Source organism: Streptosporangium sp. NPDC000239, from assembly GCF_040300765.1.
GTDB lineage: Bacteria > Actinomycetota > Actinomycetes > Streptosporangiales > Streptosporangiaceae > Streptosporangium.
The window spans coordinates 155,217-171,748 of the sequence record NZ_JBEPEI010000006.1 but is presented as its reverse complement, the minus strand read 5'-3'; the positions used below and the strand labels follow the sequence as shown (position 1 = coordinate 171,748).

The following is a 16,532-nucleotide window of genomic DNA, read 5'->3' as shown; positions in this document are numbered from 1 at the left end:
GCTTTCTTGACATGTCGCATGCTCTTGAAGTCGAACATATTCACTCGCACCGGGAGCCGTTTTTCAGCCAGGCGTGCGGGACAGTGCTTTCCTTATAGCGGAACGGTTCTCGGGAAGGGTTCCCTCCGCGTTTCCGGAAAGATGACAAACGGACGCGCGACCCTCATTTCCCGCCCGTCCGGAAACACTGCACAACCTCTTGAAATTCTATTGAGCGTACGAGAGGTGAAAGGCCGTGGACTGGTCCCGTAATCTTGTGGTCGTCGTGAGCCCCGATTCCTTCATTCGCGGGCTCGGGCGCCGAATCGTGGACGACGTGCTGAACGCCGGCTGCGAGGAGGTGGCGGCACGGGTCGTCCAGCCGGGAAGTCTCCTGCTCGACGTCATCTACGACGACCTGGCCCTCAGGAGGATCCACTTCGGGACCTACCGGTACCGCGCGATCGACGCGCTGTACCGGCTCGGGCCCTCACTGGCGCTCCTGCTGACCGGCGGGCCCGACATCCACCGGCGCTTCACCGAGATGAAGGGCTCCGGACCGCTCGAACGGGCCTCCCCCTCCTCCCTGCGGCTGCGCTACGGGGCGGTCAACACGATCCTCGGCCTGCTGCACGCCTCGGACAGCCCGCAGGAGGCCGAACTGGACTGGCGGACGTTCTTCGTCAGGGAGTGGGGCAACCTCGGCCGCGGCGAGCTGCCGGAGAGCCACGCCCAGCTCGCGACGCCGGGGGCCCGCACCCTCGCCTCCCTGCTCGACAGAGCGCCGGGAACCGGGGAGAACCGCGGCTTCCTGCAGGTGAGAGACCAGTTCAGGAGGGTCCTGATCGCCCACCTGTGGGAGCTCCTACCGGACTCCGAGGCCGCCTCCGTGGCCCACGACCTCGCCGGGACGCCGAAGACCCCGCTCGACGACGAGCTCGTCGCCCGTGTCGCGAAGAGCCTGGACGGCTCCGCCGACCTGCTCCTGCGCCGGGCCCTGGGCTCCACGTTCACCCCCGAGGGGCCACCGCTGGACACCGACCGGCTGTGGACCGCGCTCCAGGGTTACGGAATCAGGGTCGACCCCTGGTCCAGGGCCGTCCTGGCGACCTCGCAGTACTTCCCGCCGGTGGCCTATCCCGACCCGGTCGCGGGCGGTGACGCACGTGGGTGAGAGCGCCTCCGCACGGATGTGGACGAGCGCCCAGGAACCGCCGGAGGACTCCCCCGAATGGGTCTCCCGGGAACGGCGGCGAATCCGTGACACCCTGCTCTCCACCCATCCCTTTCCCTACCCCTGCCACTTCGGCGCCATCGGCGAAGCCGCGGGAAACAATTACTACACGTTCATGAACCTGCGCCGGGACTTCTCCGGCGAGGTGGCCGCCGTGGCCCGCGACCTCGCGCATTTCATCGGGATCCAGCGCGGTTCCCCCGAAGAACGGCTTTCGTTCCTCCTCATGGTCGGCCCGCCGTCCGGCGAACGCGACTTCGCAGGGTACCGCGCCCTTTTCTGGAAGGTCCTTTCCGGCCTGCATTCGTCTGACAGAGGACCACGCCCCCCTGACGTTCCCGACGACCCCGACGACCCGAAATGGGATTTCAACTTCGGCGGCGAACGGCTCTTCGGTTTCGGCATGTGCCCGGCCTACGGCCCCCGGCGCAGCCGGGCCCTGGGGCAGTGCCTCCTCATCGCGATGCAGTCCCGGAGCGTCTTCGGGAACATCGGCGGTTCGACGGCGGCGGGGCGCGCGGCCAAACGGCGCATCCGCCGGAGCCTGTCCCGGTACGAGGACGTTCCGCTGCTTTCGGACGCCGGGGACGGCCTGGGATCGACGGCCGAGAAGTGGAAGCAGTACTTCCCCGAGATCGACGGACGGCCGCTGACCGGCGGGTGTCCCATCCGATGGGAGCGGCGTTGAGGGCCGGGGACGGGGCGCGGCTCGTCGTCGACGAGGTCCTGCCGCCGCGCTGGCCCGACCTGACCTTCCTGACCTCGCCCGCGTGGCTGGAGATGATGGGGGACAGACCGCCGGGCCGGGGCCACTACTTCCGGCTCGTGCGCGACGGCGTCACCCTCGCCGCGACCACGGGATACCTGATCGAGGACCCGGACTGCTACGAGTCGTTCAACCTCCACGAGCTGATGTGGCGTGATCCACCCGTCTTCCCCGACCAGCGGCGCCCGCCCGGCGAGGCCCCGGAACGCTCGCTCTGTTTCCCGTTCCTGGCGATCGTGCAGCCCGGCTACGACGCCGGCGTGGTCGGCCCCGGCGGCCCCTCACCCGAGCGGGTCGGCGATCTGCTGGCCGCCGTCACGGCGTGGGCGCGGGAGGCCGGTGCGGTCTGCGCGGCGGTGCTGTACGCGGCGGGTCCCGCGCTGTGCTCGGCGCTTTCTGCCTCCCCCGCGTGGTCGCGGATCCCCGGCACGGTGCGGTCGGTCCTCGACGTGCCGCGGGGCGGGTTCGACGAGTACGTCGCCCGGCTCCCCAAGACCAGCCGCCAGAAGGTGCGGTGGGACCTTCGCGACCTCGCCCGCGCCGGAGTGCGCACCGCCCCGGCGCCCGCGGACGTCCCCGGCGCGGCGGAGATCCGCCTGCGGATGAACCTCGTCGGGAAGTACGGCGGGTACAGCACGCCGGAGACCGAGTGGTCCAGGCTGGAGCGGCTCACCTCGCTCTTCCCGCCGCAGCGCCTCCGGCTGTTCCACAGCCGCTCCGCCGGCGACGAACTGCTGGCGTTCAGCCTGTTCATCCGGTACGGCGAGCAGTGGCACGTGTTCTGGTGCGGTTTCGACTACGAGAACCCGGCCTGCCGCAGGACCTACTTCGACGTGATGTTCTACACCCCGGTCCGTGCCGCGCGGGAGGAGGGGGTACGGACGATCGACTACGGGCTGGGCTACGAGCGGAGCAAGAAGTGGCGGGGATGCCACGGGGCGAGGCGGGACATCTGGGTCACCGACCTCTGCGGAGGACTCACCCCGTGGATCGAACGTGCCGCACGCCGGGACGACCCGCCCTGAGAACCACCCGGCAGCACCCCCCGACAGCACAGCGAGTGCACGGCGAACTGGAGACGCAGACTTGGATGTCATTGCCGCGCGAGAAACCGAGCGAACTCCCGTGCTGGCCGAGGAGGTCTTCGCGGCCGGATACGACTTCATCACCGGCGTGCCCGACTCCCACCTCGCGGGTTTCCTGAGCGGGCTGGCGGAGCACCCCCGCGCCGCCGACCGCTACCTGCCCGGCACGCGGGAGGACAACTGCGTCGCGCTCGCGGCGGGCGCGTACCTGGCGGGCGCGACACCCCTGGTGTTCATGAAGAGCGCCGGGCTCGGGACGTGCGTCGACGCACTGACCAGCCTGGCGCTCGTCTACCGCGTCCCCCTGGTGCTGATGGTCTCCTGGGCCGGGCACGACGGCCGGGACGTCCCCCACCACAACGTCATCGGCGGGCCCGCCCCCGCCGTACTGGACGCGCTGGGCATCCCCGTACTGCGCTGCCGGCTGGCCGACCCGGCGCAGGTGGCGGAGCGGTTGCGCGCGGCCCTGCGCACCGCGCGCTCCTCCCGGATCCCCGTCGCCGTCCTGTGCGCGCCGGAAGGGGCGTGAGCGGCGGATGCTGACCAGAGGCGAGGCGCTCACCCGCGTCACACGGGCGGCCGACGCGGCGGACGCGGCGGTCTTCACCGGCAACGGGCTCATCCCCCGCGCGCTGTACGCGCTCTCCGACCGGGCGGAGAACTTCTACATGATGGGCAGCATGGGGCTCGCCCTTCCCATGGCCGTCGGGTTCTCGAAGCTGTCCGGGGCGGTGGCCTTCGCCGTCGAGGGCGACGGGAACACCCTCATGGGGCTGTCGGCGGCGCCGCTGGCCGCGGCCGCCACCGGCCCCCTGGTCCACGTGGTGCTGGACAACGGGATGTACGAGAGCACCGGCGGGCAGGGGTCACCGGCGCCCCGGTTCTCCTTCGTCAAGATGGCCGAGGCCTGCGGGTACTCGACGGCCGTCTCCGTGGCCGAGGGCGACGCGCTCTCCCTGGCGCTGTCCGCGGCGGTCGGCGGAGGGCACGTCGGCCTGGTCCACGTCCTCGTCGCGACGGACGGCGGCCCGCCTCCGCCCCGGGTCCCCTTCCACCCGGCCGAGATCACCGAGAGGTTCATCGCGCGGTTCCGTGAAGACGTTTCCCGGCAGGAGACAGCCCAATGAACGAGTTACGCATCGGCATAGGCGTGCACAGCCCCATCACCGCGTTGCTCGCGGAGGAGGCCGGGGCCGACGTCCTGTGGCTCGGCAGCCTTGAGATGTCCGCCAGCCGCGGTGTCCCGGACCGGGAGGTCCTGGAGGTCACCGAGGTGGCCGCCATCGTCCGCTCGGTGCGGGCCGTGACGTCCCTGCCGATCTACGTCGACGCTGACACCGGCAGGGGCAGCGACGAGGTCGCCGTGCTCGCGACCAAGCTCTACGAGGAGGCGGGCGCCACCGCCATCTGCGTCGAGGACAACGTCTTCCCCAAGCGGAACTCCCTCGACGACCGGTTCAGCGGCCGGGAGCTGCTGGGCGCCGAGGCGTTCGCCGAGCGGATCTCCGCCATGGTGGCCGCCCGCCGTTCCATCCAGGTCATCGCCAGGACCGAGGCCCTGGTCGCCGGGCACGGGGCCGACGTGGCGGTGCGGCGGCTGCGGCGCTACGCCGCGGCGGGCGCGGACGCCCTGTTCGCGCAGGCCAACCGGGCCAGCGCCGACCAGTTGCTCCCCGTCGTCGAGCGGATCGCCCCGCTGCGGCCCATGGTGCTCGCCCCCACCGTGCTGCCCGGCGTGGACGCCGAGGCCTTCGCCGCGCACGGCCCGGTGACCGTGATCTTCGCCAACGTCGTCATCCGCAACCTGGTGGCGCAGACCTCCCGGGTGCTGCGCGACCTGATGGCCTCGCGGCGTCTGGAGAACGTCCTTCCCGACCTCGCCGGGGTCGAGCGGCTGTTCGAGCTTGCCGAACACGGCCACGCGACCGACCCGCCGCCCGCGACCGGCGTCCCCGTTCCCGAGCCCCGGCCCCGGGTCGAGGAGCGCGCGGCCCGCCCCTCCGACGTCGAGACGGCCAGGGTCAGGATGACCGAGGCGGCCTTCGACTACTGCGCGGGCGGCGCCGGGGACGAGTCGGGGATGCGGCGCAACGTCGAGCGCCTGGACGCCCTGACGCTCACACCGCGTGTGCTGCGGGACGTCTCCGCCCGCAGCACCCTGACCGAGCTGCTGGGCACCCCGCTCTCCGCGCCGCTCCTGGTCACCCCGATGGGGTTGCAGGCCCTGTGCCACCCCCGGGCCGAGGTGGCCACGGCCGCCGCCGCGCACTCCCTGGGGCTCGGCTTCACCCTGTCCATGTTCAGCTCCCGCCCGGTCGAGGAGGTGGCCGAGGCCGCCCCGGACCGGCTGTGGCAGCAGGTGTACCTGCTGCGGGAACGCGAGGTGAGCTGGTCCCTGGTCGGCCGGGCCGAACAGGCGGGCGCCAGGGCGGTGGTGTGCACCGTGGACGTCCCGCTGGTCGGCCGCAGGAGCCGCGACGCCCGCAACGGGTTCCGGCGGTTCGACACGGCGCCGCCTGCGATCGTCCAGGACCCGTGCTTCGTCGACCTGCTCGCCCACCGGCGGCGCCGGGACCCCTCCCTGACCCCCGCCGGTCTGGTCGCCGAGCTGTTCCCCGATCCGGCCGTTTCCTGGGCGGACCTCGCGGAGCTGCGCTCCCGCACCCGGCTCCCGCTCGTCGTCAAGGGCGTCCTGCACCCCCAGGACGCCCGGCGGGCCGTGGACGCAGGCGCGGACGCGATCCAGGTGTCCACGCACGGCGGCCGTCAGTCCGACCGGCACGTGGCCGCGGCGGACGCGCTGCCCGCCGTCGTGGCGGCGGTCGGCGACCGGGTGCCCGTGCTGTTCGACTCCGGGGTGCGCACCGGGGCACACGTGGCGACCGTGCTGGCGCTCGGCGCGCGGGCCGTCCTGGTGGGCCGTCCCGTGCTGTGGGGGCTGGCGGCGCGCGGCCAGGAGGGGGTTGAGGGCGTCCTGCGTTCCCTCACCGAGGAACTCGACCACACGATGGCCCTCCTCGGCGCCCCCGCCGTCGACGGCCTCGACCGGGAACTGATCGGGGTGCGGGAGTGGGCGTGAACCAGGGACAGACGGGCGGCACCACGGCCAGCACCACGGCCCACCAGCACTGGGACCAGGTGTGGCGGACCGGCGACGGGCGCGCCGACTGGTCGACCGTCGACCCCTGGGTCGCCGGCACCGTAGGCCTGCTGCGTGAACGGCGGGCGCGGACGGTGCTCGACCTGGCCTGCGGGGTCGGCAGGCACGCGGTGTTCCTGGCCCGGTCCGGCTTCCGCTGCTGGGCCGTCGACGCCAGCCCGACCGCCGTCGAGCACACACGCGCGGCGGCCGAGCAGGCCGGGGTCGACGTGGACCTGCGGATCGGCCAGATGAACCGGCTCCCCTACCCCGACGGCCACTTCGACTACGTGCTGGCCTACAACGCGATCTACCACGGAGACCCGGAGGCGGTGCGGGCGACCGTCCAGGAGATCCACCGGGTGCTGCGGCCAGGCGGGCTCTACCAGGTGACGATGCTGTCGCGGCGCAACCGGGGCTACGGGCAGGGCGTCGAGGTCGCGGAGGGGACCTTCGTACGGCCCGACGCCGACGACGACAAGGTGCACCCGCACTTCTACTGCGACGCCGCCGGGCTGGTCACGCTGAACCGGCCCGCGGAACCCCTGTCGATCCACGACGCGGAGCACTCGGCGCCGGGGTCCTTCCACTGGCACTGCCTGTTCGAGACGCCCGCGGGGCCGGAGCGCGGATGACCCGGGAGCCCAGGACCACCCTGCTGTCGCGGATGGCGGACCGGCCGCAGCTGCGGCCCTTCCGGATCCGGGACTTCAGGTACCTGTGGGCCGGGTTCGCGGTCTCGCTGCTCGGGGACGGCATGATGTTCGTGGCGCTGCCGTGGCTGGTGCTCTCCATGAGCAACACCGCGACGGCGCTGGCGTCCATCGGGGTGGTGATGGCCCTGGCGGCACTGCCCGCCGCGCTGGTCGCCGGGGCGCTCGTGAACCGTTTCGGCGCCCGGCGGGTGATGCTGGCCGGTGACCTCTGCCGGGCGGTCACGCTGGCGGCCCTCGGCCTGCTGGGCATGGCCGGTCTCCTCAACGGCTGGTTGCTTCTGTGCGGGCTGGCCCTGTTCTCCGCCGCCGAGGCCGTCTTCGTCCCGGCCTTCGCGACGATGGTGCAGTCCCTGGTCCCTCCCGAGCACCTGGTGGGCGCCAACTCGGCCGACCAGGCCATCCGGCCCCTGATGTGGCGGCTGGTCGGCCCGGTGGCAGGCGGCGCCCTGGTGGCGAACTACAGCGCGGACTGGGTGCTCCTGCTGGACGCGGGCACCTTCGTCGTCTCGTTCCTGTTCCTGCTGCGGGTCGGCGCCGAGCGGGATCCCGGCCCCGGGGACGGCGCGAACCTGCTGGCCGACGGCCTCGGCGGCTGGCGTTACGCGTGGAGGCACCGCTGGCTGCTCTACGCCTTCTCCGCGGGCGCGGTCGCGGTCGTCTGCGTCATGGGGCCGTGGAACGTGCTCGTCCCCTACGTCCTGCGCAACGAGGTCGGCGGCGGCGCCGAGATGTACGGCCTCGTCCTGGCCGTCGGCGGGGTCGGCCAGGTCGCGGGCGCCCTCCTCGTCGGAGGCAGGCCACTCGACAGGCGGACGCTGCCGTTGCTCTACCTCGCGTGGGGGGTGATGGCGGGCGGCCTGGCGGGATTCGCCGTCCACTCGTCGCCGTGGCCCGCGCTGGCCGGCAGTTTCGTGATCAACGCGGCGCTCGCCGTCTCGACGGTCCTGTGGGGGGCGCTGTTGCAGAGCGCCGTGCCACGCGACCAGGTGGCGCGCGTGTTCGGCATCGACTGGGCCCTGTCCCAGGTGCTGGTGCCCATCTCGTACTCCGTCGCGGGGGCGCTCGCGGACACGACGTCCACGCGTACGGCCCTGCTGGTGGCCGCGGTGGGCGGCCTGGTCTGTGTCCCGGCGATGCTGATCGTCAAGTCGGCCCGGCGGATGCCGGAGGTGAGGGGTGTATGAGCGACACACTCGTTGAGGCGCTGGCACGGCGTTTCTCCTGGCCGGACGGCTGCGGCGTGGTGCTGGCCGGCTCCACGGCCGAGGGCGTGGCCATGCGCGGTTCCAACGTCAACGTGCTGGTGGTGGACGCGCCGTACGGCTGGGCGCCACCCGGTGACGGCACGCCGTGCGTGGTGCGGCCGATGAGCCTGTGCCTGAACCACATCTACTCCTGCGACCCGGTGATCAGCCTTGAGGTGCTGCGTCCGCTGGACGGCCTGGCCGAGCTCGCGGCCGGGATGTCCCGCGTCGGGGACCCGGGCACCCCGGATCTGGAGCTGCCCGTCCTCGACGTGCTGGAGATCAGGCTCCTGTCCCGGCTTCGGGGCGGCCTGGTCCTGCACGGGGACGAGACGGTCGAACGCTGGCGGAAACGGATGGAGCTGGGGTGGCTGCCCGCGTTCCACTGCGCCACCACCTACCTGACCGCGCTCCACTTCCATCGCAAGGCCGCGACCGCCCAGGCCGACGGGCTGCCGCTCGACGCCTCGGTCCAGTTGCGCCTGGCGGTCGAGCACCTGCTCGTCAGCGCCCTGGCCGCCGACGACCGTGTGCTGCACGAGGTCAAGAACCTCGGCAGGCACCTCACCGCGGACCTGTCGGCCGCCGTGGACAGGCCCCGGCTGCTCGTGGAGGCCGGCGCCCTGCTGCGCCGGGACATGACGGCCGTACCCGAGCTCTTCGCACGGATCGAGGAGCTGGCGGCGGGCCTGCTGGACTGGCTGCCCGGCACGGAGCACGGCGCGACCGCGGCCCGCTACCTGCGCGGTCAGGGGCTCGGGGGGCGGCCGTGACCACGCCGGCCTCCCACGTCCCCGCGCTTCCGCCCGTCGTCCGCCAGGTCGTGGACGGCCTCGCCGGCTCGCCCGTCGTCCGCTCCGTCCGGATCGCGGGCTCACGGGCCCGCGGCAGGCCGACCAGCCCGGACAGTGACTGGGACATCCTCGTCTACGTCGAGGAGGTGCCCTCCGAGGCGGAGCTGCGCCGCCTGCTGCCCGCTCTCCCCTCGGGGAGCGAGCCGGTCGAGATCGTCACCGCCAACCTCGGCCACCCGTTCCAGGAGTCGGAGTTCTCGGTGCCGGTCTCCCCCAGGATCGACGTCTGCCTGCGCCCGCTGGCGAACCTGGAGGCCGAGCGGGAACGGGCGGACAGGGGGGCCTTCCTCGTCCACTCCTACCCCAAGATCCACAGCGGTGTGCCGTCCTACATCCTGCTGAGCGAGGCCGCGCTCTCGGTCTCCGTGCACGGTGAGGTCGGGCGGCCCCCCTGCCCCGTCGCGCTGCGGGACAACGCCGCCGCCTGGTGGCGCGGGCGCGCGGCGTGCTGCCTGCTGCTGGCGACCGACCACGTCAGGGCGGGAGAGACGATCGGCGCCCTGGGGCACGTGCTCGCCGCCGCCACCTCCCTCGCGCACGCGCGGCTCATCGGCCGGGGGTACTGGTACCCCATCACGAAACGCCTGCTCGACGAACCGGGCGCGCTGCCCGACGGCGCCCGCCGCGGCCTTGAGGACCTGTCCGCCGGCCTGATGACCACGGCCTCGGTCGACCGGATCGCCGGGGACATGGCCCTCGACCCGGAGGACGGGCTCGAATGGCTGGCCCAGGGCCGGCACATGGGAGTCGAGTGATGCCCGCGAAAAGCACATCGACGACCCGCGACCACAGAAGCTGGAGATCTCGTGCCCGACGCCGGACTGTACGACTGTGACACGCACTTCACCGACCACCTTCCCGAGATCTGGGAGGACATCGGGTTCACCGCCGCCGAACGCCCCGAGGTGGTCGTCGAGGCGGGGGTGACACGGCTCCGGCTCGGAGACCGTGTCTTCCCCAAGCCGAGCGGCCCCGGGCACGGCAACCCCAAGGGCCTGGGCCACCTCATCGGGCCGGGCCAGGACGAGGACAGGGCCGCCTTCACCGGCAAACACGGCATCGCCGCGGCCGTCCTCCAGCCCGGGTTCGTCGGCCTGTCGGTACAGGCCGTCGAGGACGAGCAGACGCGCCTGCGCCTGCTCGACGGGTACAACCGGCTGGCCTCGCGGGCCTGCGCCCGGTCCCGCCTGACCCTGAAGTGGGCCTTCCTCGCCTCCGCCGAGGACCCGAAGTGGAGCGAGGAGACGCTGCGGGGGTACGCCGACGACCCGCACCTGGTCGCCGTCGTGGTACGGCCGACCGCCCGCACCGCCACGGCGCGGCTGAACTCCCCGGACCTCGCCCCGCTGCTCGGCACGGCGGCGCGGCTGCGGCTCCCGCTGGCCGTGCACGGCGGAACCGGCTGCCACCAGTGGTCGCCGCTGGCGGACGCCTACGACGACTACGCGATGACCCACGCCTTCGGGCACATGGGCGAGCAGATGATCGCGCTGGCCGACCTGGTCACCCGCCCCGACGGGCTGCCCGACGGCCTGCGGGTGGTCATGCTGGAGTCCGGCATCGCCTGGATTCCCAGCGTGCTCGGACGGCTCGCGAGCCACACCAGGCGGCTGGCGGGGGACGTGCCGGACCCGGTCGAGACCTTCCGCGAGCACTTCGCCGTGGTGCCCGACCCCGGGGAGGAGCACGTGCTGTGGGCCGCTCGTCAGCTCGGCGCGGAGAGCATCCTGTTCGGCTCGGACTACCCCCACTGGGACACCGTGGAGTCCGGTGGCTGGCTGGCGAAGTTCTCGGGCCTCTGCCCCCCTGACCTGCTGGCCGCCAACACCTCGCGGTTCGTCCCGCGCCTGGTCGGGCGGGCGGCGGGTGATCCGCGATGACGCCCCCGCCCCTCGTCCCCGCCGGGGACCGCCCCGTCCGTGTCCTGGTGGCCGGTTGCGGCGACCTCGCCGTACGGGTGCTGCACGGGCTGGCGAACGCGCCGTCCCCCCGCCGTCTCGCGATCCTCGGACGCGACGGGGAGGCGGTCGTCCGCACGGCCAACATGGTGGCGCTCTCGGCCGCCCAGCTGGGCAGGTACTGGCCGGTCGAGCCCCTGGTGGCGGACCTGGACGACACCGCGCGCACGGCGGAGGCCCTCGCAGGGTTCGCCCCGGACATCGTGTTCGCCGCGGCCAGCCTGCAGTCCTGGCACGTGCTCTCCGAACTGCCCCGGGACCGTTTCGCACGTGTCGGCGCCGCCCGTTTCGGGCCGTGGCTCCCGATGCACCTGTCCCCGGTGCTCGGCCTCATGAGAGCCGTACGGCTCGCCGGCAGTCCGGCGGTCGTGGTCAACGCGGCCTACCCCGACGCCGTGCACCCGGCGCTCGCCGGGGTGGGGCTGAGCCCCCACCTGGGCATCGGCAACGTGGCCAACTCGGTCCCCGCGCTGCGGGCCATCGCGGCCCGGCACCTCGGCTGCCCGCCGGAGGAGATACGGCCGCGTTTCGTGGCGCACCACTTCGTCGGGCACCGGCTCTCCCGGACCGGGGACGGCGGCGGCGCCGCCTACCACCTGACGTTCTGGCGGGACGGCGCCGACGTCACGGCGGCGCTGCCTCCCGAGGACGTCATGTTCGCCCTGATGCGTACGCAGTACCGCCGTACCGGCGGCCGGGAGGGGCAGGTCATGACCGCGGCGTCGGCCCTGAGCGTGCTGGAACCCCTGGCCACCGGCACCGGCGCCGAGGTGCACGCCCCCGGCTGGGCGGGCCTGCCCGGCGGCTACCCGGTCAGGATCACCCCGGACGGCACGGAGCTCGACCTGCCGCCCCGGCTGTCGGAGAAGGAGGCCGTGGAGATCAACCTCGACGGCCAGCGTCACGACGGAATCGCCCGGATAGGGGCCGACGGCCTGGTGGAGTTCACCGAGGAGTCGACGGAGATCATGCGGGCGGAGCTCGGATACCACTGCAAGCAGCTCGCGCTCGACGACGCCGGGCAGGCCGCGGCGGAACTCGCCGCCCGATACGCGGAGTACAGCCGACGATGAGCGATGAGCCGGTACAGACCCTCGTCCTCGACCACATCGGTTACCGGTACTACCGGGACACCGACGGCCGTGCCTTCCTGCCCGCCTCCCGCAACCGCGTCCGGCTCGTCACCGACATCCGCAAGCTGGACCAGGCCCGCGGTGACGAACTCGCGGGCGTCGTCGGCGTCCCGCGCGGTGACGAGACCCTCCTTGAGGCCGCCGCGCACTTCCTGGACGGCGTCTCGGAACGCCCGACCCAGCGGATCGTCGCCATCAGCGAGGGCCTGCTGCTGACCGCCGCCAGGATGCGGGACCGGCTGGGCGTGCCCGGCCCGACGGAGCACCAGGTCCTGGGGTACCGGGACAAGGTGGTCATGAAGGAGCGGCTTCGGGAGCGCGGCGTGCGCGTCCCCGACTTCGCTCCCTTCACCGAGGCGAACGCCCTGGAGCTGCTGCGCAGGCACGGCGCCGTGGTGGCCAAACCGCGGCGTGGGGAGAGCTCCGCCGGCATCGTCTTCCTCGACGACGCCGAGGACGTCCGCCGGTTCGCCGCCACGACCTCCAAGGACGAGCTGGCCCGCTACGAGGTGGAGGAACGTGTCGACGGGCGGCTGTTCCACATCGACAGCGTCGTCCGTGACGGGGTGCCGCTCGCCGCGGTGGCCGGGCGGAGCGTGGAGGAGACGACGTCCTACCGCCGCCTGGAGGCGTTCCGCGACGTGGCCGTGGGGCCGGGCGCGACCCTCGACCGGCTGCTCGCCTTCAACCGCCGGGTCCTCGCCTGCTACCCCGACTTCAGCGGCGTCACCCACCATGAGGTCTTCCTCACTCAGGGCTCCGGGGGCTCCGGGGACGAGGTCTGTTTCTGTGAGATCGGCGGCCGCGCGGGCGGCGGCGGCATCATCCCGGGTTTCCTGTCCCGGACCGGTGTCAACCTCGACGAGGTCGTCATCCGCTCCCAGCTGGGGCTGGAGGTTCCCCGGCCCCCTGAACCGGCCCCGCACCTGACCGGTTACGCGCTGGTCTACGCCCCCGCAGGACGGCTCGACACGGACCTGACGCCCCCGGCCGAGGACTGGATCATCGACACCCAGCTGCGCTTCCAGGTCGGCGACGTCATGCCGCGGCCCGCGGCCTGGAACCAGGCGGCCGTGACGGTGACCGTACGCGGTGAGACGGAGGCGCAGGTCCAGGCCCGGCTCGACGAGGTGATCGAGCTGACGCTGCGGCGGCTGCGCGGCCGGGAGCGGGGGTGAGACGGCGTTGGACACCGAGTCGGACACCGGGTTGGACATCGAAAGGCTCGCTCTCGTCGTGGCCCGGCGCGCGGCGGCGGAGATCGAGGACACCGCGCGGGAGACCTACCGGGTCACGCGCAAGAGCACCGAGCAGGACCTGCTGACCGAGGCGGACCTGAGGTCGGAGTCGGTCATCATGGACCTGCTGCGCACGGCCAGGCCGGACGACGCGGTCCTGGCCGAGGAGTCCGGCTACCAGGCCGGGCGTTCCGGGGTCACCTGGATCGTCGATCCGCTCGACGGCACCGCCAACTTCGTGCGGGCCTCGCCCCACTACGCGGTGAGCGTCGCGGCGGTCTCCGGCGAGCGCTGGCTGGCCTCCGTCATCGTCCGGCCCGCCGACGGGCAGTGGATGGCGACGCTCGACGGTTCGCTCGACGGCAGCTTCACCCGGTCGCCGGGCCCCGCGGAGCGGCACGTCCGGGTCGCCGTGGCGCTGCCGTACGGGGCCGAGGAGCTCAAGGAGGCCCACGGCATCCTCCGGCTCGTCGGCAGGCGCTACCAGGTGGTGCGGACCGGTTCGGCGGCCTGTGACCTGCTGAGGGTGGCGGCCAGGACCCTCGACGCCCACATCGCGGTCGCCCTCCCGTGGTGGGACACGGCGGCGGGACACGGCCTGGTCCGCGCGGGCGGCGGCACCGTGACACGCGGCCGCTCCCTGCGGCGCACCCGGATCGACATCGCCGGGGAACCGGCCGTGGTGCGCGCGCTGCTCGGCCTCCTGACCGAGCACCGCCACGTGGTGGGGTGACGGGAATGGCCCACACCCGCGCCGGGCGGCCCGTGCTGCTGCTCGTGACGAGCCGCAGGCGGCGTTTCACCCGTCACCTGCTGGAGCGGCCGGACATCGGCACGGTGCTGCTGTGCACAGGGGCCACGGCGGGTACGGTGCCGGACGGCGTGCCCTGTTTCGTGATCGACGAGGACCGGCCGCTGGCCGGGGAGGTGACCCGTTACAAGAAGTGGGCCGCCGGGCTCGGGGCCGTCCCCACCCACTTCTGCAACCCCGACGAGACGCTCCAGCCGCTGACGCACCGCTTCGCCGCGTTCGCCGGGCTGCCGCACATGACCCGGGACCAGGTCCGCCTGGTCACGGACAAGGTGGCGATGAAGGAGCTGTTCGCCGCCGCCGGGCTGCCCGCGGCGCGCTGGCGCGCCGTCACCTCGGCGCAGGAGGTACGGGCGTTCGCCGACCGGCACGGATGGCCCGTCGTGGTGAAACCGGCCGTCTCCGGCTCCAGCGTGGACGTCTGGAGGTTCCACTCCCACGAGATGACCTCGGCCGCCCGGATCATGGCGGTACGGCCCCGGCGGCGGTGGATCGTCGAGGAACACGTGGCGGGCACCGAGCACCAGCTGTGCGCCCTCGTGCACCGCGGCGAGGTCCAGGACGCCTTCGTCGCCGTCAACCCGGCCCCCATGCTGGAGACGCTTGAGGGCGCGATGAACGCCGACATCACCCTGGCGCCGTCGGAGCCCAAGCCCCTCGACCCGAGGAAGGTGGCGCAGCGGATCTCCGACGCGCTGGGTTATCGCGACGGTTATCTCCACGCGGAGTTCTTTCTCCGGCCGGACGGTTCCCACGTCATGGGTGAGATCGCGGCGCGGCTGAGCGGGGCCTGGTTGCCGGAGAACCACGGCCTTTCCCACGGGTTCGACATGCTGGCCGCCGTCGCGGACGTCTATGTGGGACGGCGTCCGAAACTGGCGTACACCCTCGACAGGTCGGTCGGGGATCTTCTCCTTCCCGCCCGCCGTGGCCGCGTGCTGGACATCTCCCCCATAGAAGACCTTCTTTCCCTTCCCGGGGTCATCTCCGGCGAGGTCACGGCCTCGGTCGGCGACCGTCTCGAACCGGCGCGCGCCTCGAACGCCTGCACCGGATATCTGCACATAGCGGGAAGGGATTCGAAAGAGGTCAGGGAGCGCATGGAAAACGCGCTGTCCGAATATCGTCTGGTGACAACAGAATGATTCCACCGATAAATCATCGTCACATGTGTCGTTCAGGGCTTTTTCCGGCCGGTCGGCCGGTCCGCTGGCGACCGGCCGCGGCGGCCGTGTAGAAAAGCACCTGAGACCCGTACCCGACGCGGCCAGAAAGGACATTCGATGGTGGCAAGTGTCGCTGTTCTGTCCGATATTCACGGGGTGTTGCCCGCGCTTGAGGCCGTGCTCGCCGAACCCGAGGTGATGGCCGCCGACAGGATCGTCGTCACCGGCGACCACGCCGCGGGCCCCCAGCCCGTCGAGGTGCTCGACCGGCTCCGCGAGCTGGGCGACAGGGCGGTCCTGGTGCGCGGCAACGCCGACCGCGACCTGGTCGCGTTCGCGCGGGGAGAGGGCGTCGAGGACGCCTGGGAGATCGACCTGTGGGCCGCGCGGCAGCTCCGCGACGAGGACGTCAAGCTCCTGGCCGACCTGCCCCACCCGGTCACCATGGAGGTCGAGGGCTTCGGCAAGGTCGTCTTCTGCCACGGGACCCCGCGCGACGACAACGAGGTCGTGCTGGTCGACACCCGGCTTGAGCGCTGGGCGGAGGTCTTCGCCGACCTGCCCGGCGACGTGCGCACCGTGGTGTGCGGGCACACGCACATGCCGTACATGCGGCTCGTGGACGAGCGTCTCGTGGTGAACGCCGGAAGCATCGGCATGCCCTACGGCCGCACCGGCGGTCACTGGCTGCTGCTGCGCGACGGCCAGGTCCAGATCCGCCGCACCCCGTTCGACCTCGACGACGCCGTGGAGTCCGTGGTGCGCAGGTCGGGCTACCACGACTGCCGCTCGTGGGCCGAGCACTACATCCACGCCGTCACGACGGACGCCGAGGCCGTCACCGCCTTCGGCCCGCGCGACGGCCGTACGGCCTGCTGAACGCCACCAGCCGGTCGCCGAGGGGACTTCTGCGGTACAGGACGTGCCGCCCGTCACGGACCCGGGTGACCAGGCCGGTGCCGTACGGCACGCGCAGGTGCTGGGAGACGGCGTTCGGGGTCACCCTCAGGCGGCGGGCGAGTTCGACCGTCGGCGACGGCTCCTCAAGCAGGCCGAGCAACGTGGCCCTGGGCGCGCCCAGCAGCGCCCCGCCAGGGCGGTGGCGTCTGGGGGCGGAGCCGATTTCATTAAGCCCCACCCTGCGTTGCTTGGCCGTTCGCGCCGGGTGGCGTGGACTTCTCACGTGGGCTCCTCCGGGGCGGGGAGCGC

Annotated in this window: 17 protein-coding genes; 16 read left to right on the top strand and 1 reads right to left on the bottom strand. The window is 72.6% G+C overall.

Going from position 1 to position 16,532, the window contains the following annotated elements:
• Nucleotides 1–265 precede the first annotated feature (265 nt).
• From ABT340_RS17985 to ABT340_RS17910, 16 genes are all read left to right on the top strand, one after another.
• Nucleotides 266–1,153, top strand: coding sequence for a nucleoside-diphosphate kinase (locus tag ABT340_RS17985; protein ID WP_352011871.1), 888 nt, complete (start codon nt 266–268; stop codon nt 1,151–1,153).
• Nucleotides 1,146–1,901: a YqcI/YcgG family protein gene (locus tag ABT340_RS17980; RefSeq protein ID WP_352011870.1), complete on the top strand. Its 756-nt coding sequence runs from the start codon at nt 1,146–1,148 to the stop codon at nt 1,899–1,901. The genes ABT340_RS17985 and ABT340_RS17980 overlap by 8 nt, the downstream gene beginning before the upstream one ends.
• Nucleotides 1,886–3,004, top strand: coding sequence for a GNAT family N-acetyltransferase (locus ABT340_RS17975; protein WP_352011869.1), 1,119 nt, complete (start codon nt 1,886–1,888; stop codon nt 3,002–3,004). The genes ABT340_RS17980 and ABT340_RS17975 overlap by 16 nt, the downstream gene beginning before the upstream one ends.
• Nucleotides 3,005–3,065: 61 nt before the next feature.
• Entirely contained in the window at nt 3,066–3,593 is a 528-nt protein-coding gene (locus tag ABT340_RS17970; RefSeq protein ID WP_352011868.1) for a thiamine pyrophosphate-binding protein, read from the top strand.
• A 7-nt stretch (nt 3,594–3,600) separates the two neighbouring features.
• The gene (locus ABT340_RS17965) at nt 3,601–4,191 is read left to right on the top strand and encodes a thiamine pyrophosphate-dependent enzyme (RefSeq protein WP_352011867.1); all 591 of its coding nucleotides are present in this window, start codon (nt 3,601–3,603) and stop codon (nt 4,189–4,191) included.
• On the top strand, nt 4,188–6,143 hold the full coding sequence (locus ABT340_RS17960) for an alpha-hydroxy-acid oxidizing protein (RefSeq protein WP_352011866.1): 1,956 nt from the start codon (nt 4,188–4,190) through the stop codon (nt 6,141–6,143). Before ABT340_RS17965 ends, ABT340_RS17960 begins: the two co-directional genes overlap by 4 nt.
• Nucleotides 6,140–6,838, top strand: a complete 699-nt coding sequence (locus tag ABT340_RS17955) for a class I SAM-dependent methyltransferase (RefSeq protein ID WP_352011865.1) — start codon at nt 6,140–6,142, stop codon at nt 6,836–6,838. Before ABT340_RS17960 ends, ABT340_RS17955 begins: the two co-directional genes overlap by 4 nt.
• Nucleotides 6,835–8,103 (top strand): MFS transporter, encoded by a 1,269-nt coding sequence (locus ABT340_RS17950; RefSeq protein ID WP_352011864.1) that lies wholly within the window; start codon nt 6,835–6,837, stop codon nt 8,101–8,103. The genes ABT340_RS17955 and ABT340_RS17950 overlap by 4 nt, the downstream gene beginning before the upstream one ends.
• A complete protein-coding gene (locus ABT340_RS17945; protein ID WP_352011863.1) occupies nt 8,100–8,936 on the top strand; it encodes a hypothetical protein in 837 nt (278 codons plus the stop codon). Before ABT340_RS17950 ends, ABT340_RS17945 begins: the two co-directional genes overlap by 4 nt.
• Nucleotides 8,933–9,772, top strand: coding sequence for a nucleotidyltransferase family protein (locus tag ABT340_RS17940; protein ID WP_352011862.1), 840 nt, complete (start codon nt 8,933–8,935; stop codon nt 9,770–9,772). Before ABT340_RS17945 ends, ABT340_RS17940 begins: the two co-directional genes overlap by 4 nt.
• Nucleotides 9,773–9,823: 51 nt before the next feature.
• On the top strand, nt 9,824–10,897 hold the full coding sequence (locus ABT340_RS17935; protein WP_352011861.1) for an amidohydrolase family protein: 1,074 nt from the start codon (nt 9,824–9,826) through the stop codon (nt 10,895–10,897).
• The gene (locus ABT340_RS17930; RefSeq protein WP_352011860.1) at nt 10,894–12,048 is read left to right on the top strand and encodes a hypothetical protein; all 1,155 of its coding nucleotides are present in this window, start codon (nt 10,894–10,896) and stop codon (nt 12,046–12,048) included. Before ABT340_RS17935 ends, ABT340_RS17930 begins: the two co-directional genes overlap by 4 nt.
• Nucleotides 12,045–13,286, top strand: coding sequence for an ATP-grasp domain-containing protein (locus ABT340_RS17925; RefSeq protein ID WP_352011859.1), 1,242 nt, complete (start codon nt 12,045–12,047; stop codon nt 13,284–13,286). The genes ABT340_RS17930 and ABT340_RS17925 overlap by 4 nt, the downstream gene beginning before the upstream one ends.
• Nucleotides 13,287–13,293: 7 nt before the next feature.
• Entirely contained in the window at nt 13,294–14,079 is a 786-nt protein-coding gene (locus ABT340_RS17920) for an inositol monophosphatase family protein (protein ID WP_352011858.1), read from the top strand.
• A 5-nt stretch (nt 14,080–14,084) separates the two neighbouring features.
• The gene (locus tag ABT340_RS17915) at nt 14,085–15,302 is read left to right on the top strand and encodes an ATP-grasp domain-containing protein (RefSeq protein WP_352011857.1); all 1,218 of its coding nucleotides are present in this window, start codon (nt 14,085–14,087) and stop codon (nt 15,300–15,302) included.
• 138 nt (nt 15,303–15,440) lie between these two features.
• Entirely contained in the window at nt 15,441–16,202 is a 762-nt protein-coding gene (locus ABT340_RS17910; protein ID WP_352011856.1) for a metallophosphoesterase family protein, read from the top strand.
• Here the strand turns inward: ABT340_RS17910 and ABT340_RS17905 are convergent.
• Nucleotides 16,162–16,506, bottom strand: a complete 345-nt coding sequence (locus ABT340_RS17905; RefSeq protein WP_352011855.1) for an ArsR/SmtB family transcription factor — start codon at nt 16,504–16,506, stop codon at nt 16,162–16,164. The genes ABT340_RS17910 and ABT340_RS17905 overlap by 41 nt on opposite strands.
• Between the last annotated feature and the right edge of the window lie 26 nt (nt 16,507–16,532).

Bases quoted from the DNA above. Each gene is read 5' to 3' on its own strand.
- ABT340_RS17975 (WP_352011869.1), top strand. From the start codon at position 1,886: ATGGGAGCGGCGTTGAGGGCCGGGGACGGGGCGCGGCTCGTCGTCGAC.
- ABT340_RS17965 (WP_352011867.1), top strand. From the start codon at position 3,601: ATGCTGACCAGAGGCGAGGCGCTCACCCGCGTCACACGGGCGGCCGAC.
- ABT340_RS17960 (WP_352011866.1), top strand. From the start codon at position 4,188: ATGAACGAGTTACGCATCGGCATAGGCGTGCACAGCCCCATCACCGCG.
- ABT340_RS17950 (WP_352011864.1), top strand. From the start codon at position 6,835: ATGACCCGGGAGCCCAGGACCACCCTGCTGTCGCGGATGGCGGACCGG.
- ABT340_RS17945 (WP_352011863.1), top strand. From the start codon at position 8,100: ATGAGCGACACACTCGTTGAGGCGCTGGCACGGCGTTTCTCCTGGCCG.
- ABT340_RS17930 (WP_352011860.1), top strand. From the start codon at position 10,894: ATGACGCCCCCGCCCCTCGTCCCCGCCGGGGACCGCCCCGTCCGTGTC.
- ABT340_RS17925 (WP_352011859.1), top strand. From the start codon at position 12,045: ATGAGCGATGAGCCGGTACAGACCCTCGTCCTCGACCACATCGGTTAC.
- ABT340_RS17915 (WP_352011857.1), top strand. From the start codon at position 14,085: ATGGCCCACACCCGCGCCGGGCGGCCCGTGCTGCTGCTCGTGACGAGC.
- ABT340_RS17910 (WP_352011856.1), top strand. From the start codon at position 15,441: ATGGTGGCAAGTGTCGCTGTTCTGTCCGATATTCACGGGGTGTTGCCC.